This window comes from Streptosporangium sp. NPDC020145, assembly GCF_040631275.1.
Taxonomy (GTDB): domain Bacteria; phylum Actinomycetota; class Actinomycetes; order Streptosporangiales; family Streptosporangiaceae; genus Streptosporangium.
This window is the reverse complement of sequence record NZ_JBEXZT010000063.1, coordinates 1-5162: the sequence shown is the minus strand read 5'-3', so window position 1 is coordinate 5162 and position 5162 is coordinate 1. Positions and strand designations below refer to the sequence as shown.

Here is a 5162-nt window from a genome sequence, read left to right as displayed (position 1 = left end):
AATGTCTAGCTCAACGAAAGTAATGATTTTCAGCCCTCACCGCCGACAAACCCGCAGGTCGCCGAGGGTGCTCCCCGCGCACGCGGGGATGGTCCCCCCACCCGTTCGCTGCGGGAGACGCAGTCGCTGTGCTCCCCGCGCACGCGGGGATGATCCCTCCTGGCACAGCCGGTACGCCACCCGGGCCGAGTGCTCCCCACGCACGGGGAGATGATCCTCTTTTCGTTGGCGACGATTGAAGGACAGGTTCGCTCGCTGGGTGCTGGTGGCACGGTCATTTAGACGTGTCGCCAGCCCCGGGTCGTCACCTCAGCGGACGGGTACGGCATCGCCCGGGTCGCCCAGCCACACCTCCTGGCGGCCGTCTACCGTGACCGTCAACCCGAACTCCTCGTGCCCCGGCCTCCCCCGCTCGACCCACCACCGGTACGCGGCCTCGACCTCGTTCCACTTGTACGGCACGCCTACTGTGAGACGGTTGCCTGGCTGTCCCCGATCGCCCGGACGAACTCACCGTGAACCCGTTCCCGCACGTCATCGGCCTGGCGGACGGCAACCACGCCAACTACCTCTGGGACGACCACGAACGCCGGATCCGGCTGGTACCAGCGCGGACCCCAACCATGACCTCAAAATGTCACCGAAGTACCAGGGACCCACGACAGAACTGGTTCGCTAGAGGCGTCCGTACGCGCGCAGGGTCTTGAGCTTGCCCACGGTGAGGTAGCCGCCCCATTCGTGCTGGACGAGGGGGGTCCACATCTCCCAGTTGGGCGCCCAGCCGCCGTCGTCGGCCTGGTCGCGCACTGCCACGTCCAGGTGGCGCTCCAGCACGGCGGTGTCGAACAGAGGCAGCCGCAGCGGCTCGGGGGCGAAGTCGAGCGGGTAGTGGACGTGGCCCGGCTGGTCGGGTTCGAGAGAGACGGCCGCCAGGAAGGCGGGCTTGAGGCGGGTGAACTCGGCCAGGGCCCGATCCCTGTCGGGTACGTGCTCCAGGAAGGTGAGCACGGCACGGGCCTCGTACTGCTGCATCTTGTCGAGGTCGGTGATCCGTGACCAGCAGAAGTCGGTGGCGGGCCCGAGCCACGGGTGGGTGACTCCGTACTTGTGGAGCAGGCCCGCGAGGGGTGCGGTGGGGTTGAGGTTGGCGGGCGGGTCGGCGTCGGTCTGCCACCAGGGGGCGCGCGGCGCGTCGGTGGGCAGCATGAAGGGCACGCCGCCCTCGGGCGTGCTGATGCCGGTCAGGTAGTCACAGGCGGCGGCCGTCATCGGGTCGGCGAACGCGTCGAGCTCGTCCAGCAGCCAGAACGCGATCTCGACGGGCTGCGGCTGGCTGCCGGAGCCGCGCAGGTCGGGCTCCAGCGCGTGGCCGAAGCCGCCGTCGGCGTTCTGGTAGCCGCGCAGCGCGTCGAGCACACGGGCCCGGGAGCCGCCGCCGAACAGCGCCTCGAACCTGAGCCTGTCGAGGAGCCTCGCGTGGAGCAACAGGTAGCCGCTCGCCCGGTGCAGAAGGTCGTTCATGCGAGCGACGATACGTCGTCGGCCATGGGCTTCTCTTGTACGAATCGGTCACGTCACGGCGCGCCCAGAAGGGCGGCGGCCTCGGCGCCTTGCCCGCTGACGCACCGGTTGGCGGCGATCACCAGCACGTATCCCAGCCGGTGCGCTTCCAGGAAGGCACGCGGGTGGGAAGCTTGGCCGTAGGCCTCGTCCCCGGTCACCCAGGAGACGTCGAGGCCGACGCCCAGAGCCGCACCGATCACCCATGCGGCCAGGGTGGACTTGGAGGCGAACGAACGCGGCACTTCCCCGCATACACGGGGAGCACACCCTGGCCGACCAGAGCACCGTCCCAGAGCACGGACCATCCCCGCGTGCGCGGGGAGCACAGTAGCTGCTCCAGGCGTACCTGCTCCATCAGGGGACCATCCCCGCGTGCGCGGGGAGCACAGTAGCTGCTCCAGGCGTACCTGCTCCATCAGGGGACCATCCCCGCGTGCGCGGGGAGCACTGGGGAGGCGTGCTGATTGGGTGGACGAGATGGGGACCATCCCCGCGTGCGCGGGGAGCACCCTCGGCGACCTGCAGGTTTATCAGCGACCAGGGCCGAAATTCATCACTTCCATCGACTTGGACATACCGGACACACCATCAAGTTCACCGAGACAACGCCGACCACAGGCTAACGTGCGACACGACACAAAACCCCATGATCCACAAGCACATCCCGAGACGGGAAACCCACCACGCACCAGAAAACCCTGCCACCGCCCTTGCCCTCAGAGCCCTCCACACCCTTCAAACAAGATGTCCAAAATGTCCGACTCAACGAAAGTAATGATTTCCAGCCCTCACCACCGACAAACTCGCAGGTCGCCGAGGGTGCTCCCCGCGCACGCGGGGATGGTCCCCGTTCACCCGCACCACCCGCACCCCCGTACCGGTGCTCCCCGCGCACGCGGGGATGGTCCGACCAGCGAGACGGTCCCGCCGTTGCAACACGGGTGCTCCCCGCGCACGCGGGGATGGTCCCTGCACGGCCTCGTGGAAAACGAAGGTCTTGCCGTGCTCCCCGCGCACGCGGGGATGGTCCCTCGGCTACTTCATTCGGGTGATGGATTGCCCGGTGCTCCCCGCGTACGCGGGGGTGATCCTCTTTTCGTTGGCGACGGTCGAAGGACAGGTCCGCTCGCTGGGTGTTGGCGCACGGTCATTTAGGGTGTGTCGCCAGCCCCGGGTCGTCACCTCAGTGGGCGGGTACGGTCTCGCCCGGGTCGCCCAGCCATACCTCCTGGCGGCCGTCTACCGTGACCGTCAGCCCGAACTCCTCATGCCCCGGCCTCCCCTGCTCGACCCACCACCGGTACGCGGCCTCGACCTCATCCCACAAGCTGCGCGGACCTCCCTGGTAAACGCGCGAGGCCGAAGGGTTCTCCTCGTCGAAGAACGTCGCGGCCCATGACCGATCCCTCAGCCCGAACAACCACATGGTCTGCTTGCCGCTCGGGCTGCGGCCAACGGTGTGGGAACAGCCGGGCACCAACAGGCCGAGCACGAAGTCCACCGCGGCGAAGGGGTCATCGGTCACGACGTCGGTCTCGGTAAGCGTGGTGGTGGACTCACGGGTATCGGCGGGCCAGTCGCCATCAGGCAGGTAGTCGCTGAAAGCCCAGCTCACCCGCTGAGAACGCACATGCATGAACCGGACAGGCCCCGTGAAGCGTCCGCCGGCGCTGCCGTCGCCGGCCACGACCAGTCGCACGACGGCGTTCTGATCAGTGAAGTCCGGCCCCCACGGAAGCACGATCACCCCGCCGGGCCGGGTCTGCCGAACCCAGGTGCAGGGAACCTCACGAACGCCCGCGGTGACCAGGATCCTGTCGTACGGCGCCCGCTCCGGCATGCCCTGCAGTCCTTCACCGAGGCGGACCTTCGGATGCCACCCGGCGGCGGCCAGAGCCTTGCGGGCGGTCTCGGCCACCTCCTCGTCGATCTCGACCGACACCACGTTGTCCTCACCCAGCCGGGCCGATAGCAGAGCGGCGCACCAGCCGGTACCGGTACCGATCTCCAGAACCTTCGCGCCCTCGAACACCGACAGGTCGGCGAGCATGGAGAACACCACGCTTGGCATCGAACTGGAACTGGTCGCCAGATCTCCACGGTCGGCTCCGGCCCGCAGTGGCCCACCGTCGTCCCACTGGGTGATGAGTGGCACGTCGGTGTAGGCCCAGCGATACCACTCCTCGGGATCATCGGTCTTGGACACCACCAGGCGCCGCCCCTCGACGGAGGGCCACAGCACCTCGGGCAGGAACAGCTCCCGGGGCACCGCGTCATAGACGGGCGCCCAGTCGGGAGTCATCGCCCCGGAGGCCAGCAAATGATCGCGTAGCCTCCGTCGGCCTGGCCCCATACCGCTCACTTCGAGGGCTTCTCGTGCTTGCCGTCATCGGGGCGACCATCAGACTGCTCCTTGGTCAGCGGCGCCGGCTCAAACACCTTTTCCTTCTCAGCGGGCTTACCTTCGTGCTCTCCCATAATGGGCATTCCTTCCCTGACTCGGCTCCCGAATGGAGCACCCACGGTAAGCGTAATCTCGCGCCCAGCAATCGGAAGGAACAATTCATTATCCCCAGACCGGAAACGTTCCCGTAAACCTCAGTCTCCATTGAATTGGAATCGCGTATCGGTCATCGATACCAACACTGCAAGAGAGAGGACATCCGATTAGCCCGCCCGCAAACCCCTGAAGCTTTCCCCGCGTGCGCGGGGAGCACGGCACACACAGGCTTGACTGCCCGCCCCGCGCAGGACCATCCCCGCGTGCGCGGGGAGCACGTGAGGCAGTGCCAGCTCACCAAGACCCCGGTGGGACCATCCCCGCGTGCGCGGGGAGCACCGCCGCTGCCACGTCGTCTGCCTTACCGCCAGCGGACCATCCCCGCGTACGCGGGGAGCACCCTCGGCGACCTGCAGGTTTATCAGCGCAGAGGGCCGAAATTCATCACTTTCATCGACTTGGACATACCGGACACACCATCAAGTTCACCGAGACAACGCCGACCACAGGCTAACGTGCAGCACGACACAAACCCCCTGATCCACAAGCACGCCCCAAGACGGGAAACCCACCCACCAGAAAGCCACGCCGCCGCCCTTGCCTTCAGAGCCCTCCACACCCACCAAACAACATGCCCGAAATGTCCGACTCAACGAAAGCAATGATTTTCAGCCCTCACCGCTGATAAACCCGCAGGTCGGCGAGGGTGCTCCCCGCGCACGCGGGGATGGTCCCTCGTAGTGGCTAGAAGGAAGAGCTCGCCCTTGGTGCTCCCCGCGCACGCGGGGATGGTCCGGCCGTGGCCGCGACCTGGGAGGCGCTGTGGCGGTGCTCCCCGCGCACGCGGGGATGGTCCGTCTGCCACTCCCACATCAAAGCGCCGTTCATCGTGCTCCCCGCGCACGCGGGGATGGTCCCGGGCCTGTCGGCTGAGGTGTTCGGCCTGACGGGGTGCTCCCCATGCACGCGGGGATGATCCGTCACCACCCGATGGTGATCAAGACGTGGTGTTGAGGAGGGCGGTGATGTCGGTTTCGCGGTAGCGGCGTTGGTTGCTGGGGGTTCTCACTGAGGGGATGCGGCCGGTCAGCGCCCAGCG

General features: G+C 67.1%; 4 protein-coding genes and 2 CRISPR repeat arrays. All 4 genes read right to left on the bottom strand.

Going from position 1 to position 5162, the window contains the following annotated elements; translation table 11 throughout:
• Nucleotides 1–309: 309 nt before the first annotated feature.
• The 4 genes from ABZ463_RS41470 to ABZ463_RS41455 all read right to left on the bottom strand — a co-directional run bounded on the left by ABZ463_RS41470 (nucleotide 310) and on the right by ABZ463_RS41455 (nucleotide 3772).
• On the bottom strand, nucleotides 310–462 hold the full coding sequence (locus tag ABZ463_RS41470) for a hypothetical protein (RefSeq protein WP_362785697.1): 153 nt from the start codon (nucleotides 460–462) through the stop codon (nucleotides 310–312).
• A gap of 213 nt (nucleotides 463–675) precedes the next feature.
• The gene (locus tag ABZ463_RS41465) at nucleotides 676–1521 is read right to left on the bottom strand and encodes a hypothetical protein (protein WP_362785694.1); all 846 of its coding nucleotides are present in this window, start codon (nucleotides 1519–1521) and stop codon (nucleotides 676–678) included.
• A gap of 53 nt (nucleotides 1522–1574) precedes the next feature.
• Complete coding sequence (locus tag ABZ463_RS41460) at nucleotides 1575–1805, bottom strand: hypothetical protein (RefSeq protein ID WP_362785691.1); 231 nt, start codon at nucleotides 1803–1805, stop codon at nucleotides 1575–1577.
• A 576-nt stretch (nucleotides 1806–2381) separates the two neighbouring features.
• Nucleotides 2382–2654: direct repeats of the CRISPR family, unit length 28 nt; unit sequence GTGCTCCCCGCGCACGCGGGGATGGTCC.
• A 92-nt stretch (nucleotides 2655–2746) separates the two neighbouring features.
• Entirely contained in the window at nucleotides 2747–3772 is a 1026-nt protein-coding gene (locus ABZ463_RS41455) for a methyltransferase domain-containing protein (protein WP_362785688.1), read from the bottom strand.
• 480 nt (nucleotides 3773–4252) lie between these two features.
• Nucleotides 4253–4463: direct repeats of the CRISPR family, unit length 28 nt; unit sequence GGACCATCCCCGCGTGCGCGGGGAGCAC.
• Nucleotides 4464–5162 lie beyond the last annotated feature (699 nt).